Here is a 456-nt window from a genome sequence, read left to right on the forward strand (position 1 = left end):
CTCGTGTGTTCTGGGAAACAGGTTGATCGCGGCTCTATATCCGGGCTTGTTGCAGCCTGATCCGCTGCGGCCCACTATGAAATCCGCTGACCCATGCCTCATTCTCCGTGCGAGCTCGAAGCTCGTATGAGCCTTCAGGTTTCGTGGATCATGGTCCGACCTGGTGTGTCATCACATACGGCGCCTGCGCAACCTTTGGACGTATCAATCTGATTGCAAGTTAGTTGTTCGCGAATCGATTACCGCCTATGCCGGCTTCCTGCTCACGTAATCCCTCTGGTATGGACGGTCATGCGCCAGAACCGCCCAGATCATCCGTGCCATCTTGTTGGCGAGCGCGACGATCACGACATTCGCTGGGCGACGCCTGCGCATCTCCTCAATCCAGGTGCCCGCATCCTTGGCGTGACTCAACACGGCGCGCGCGCCATGGATCAGCAGTGTTCGGAGATACGT

At 57.7% G+C, this 456-nt stretch carries 1 pseudogene; it reads right to left on the minus strand.

Features of this window, described 5'->3' with window-relative positions:
* Nucleotides 1-246 precede the first annotated feature (246 nt).
* A pseudogene (locus VSR34_RS38545) lies at nt 247-456 on the minus strand (IS110 family transposase); the annotation flags it as partial.

The sequence above is a fragment of the Paraburkholderia sp. JHI2823 genome, assembly GCF_038900695.1.
GTDB lineage: Bacteria > Pseudomonadota > Gammaproteobacteria > Burkholderiales > Burkholderiaceae > Paraburkholderia > Paraburkholderia mimosarum.